General features: G+C 55.0%; 1 rRNA gene. It reads left to right on the forward strand.

Annotated elements, in window-relative coordinates:
* Positions 1 to 453, forward strand: a 23S ribosomal RNA gene (locus tag JF66_RS22765); the annotation flags it as partial.

The following is a 453-nucleotide window of genomic DNA, read 5'->3' on the forward strand; positions in this document are numbered from 1 at the left end:
GAGAATGCAGGCATGAGTAGCGAAAGACGGGTGAGAAACCCGTCCTCCGAAAGATCAAGGGTTCCAGGGCCAGGCTAATCCGCCCTGGGTAAGTCGGGACCTAAGGCGAGGCCGACAGGCGTAGTCGATGGACAACGGGTTGATATTCCCGTACTGACGAAAAACCGCCCAAACTAATCCAGTAATGCTAAGCATCTGAATCCCCTAGATGGATCTTCGGGGTGAAGCGTGGGGCCTAGCGTGCGACCCTATGCTGGTGCGGTTAGCGTATTAACAGGTGTGACGCAGGAAGGTAGCTGAGCCGGGCGATGGTTGACCCGGTCTAAGGATGTAGGGCGAACGATAGGCAAATCCGTCGTTCATGATGCCTGAGACCCGATGGGTAGCCCGTAAGGGTGAAATCAGTGATCCTATGCTGCCAAGAAAAGCATCGACGCGAGGTTTTAAGTCACC

It is taken from the genome of Cryobacterium sp. MLB-32, from assembly GCF_000738085.1.
Lineage (GTDB): Bacteria > Actinomycetota > Actinomycetes > Actinomycetales > Microbacteriaceae > Cryobacterium.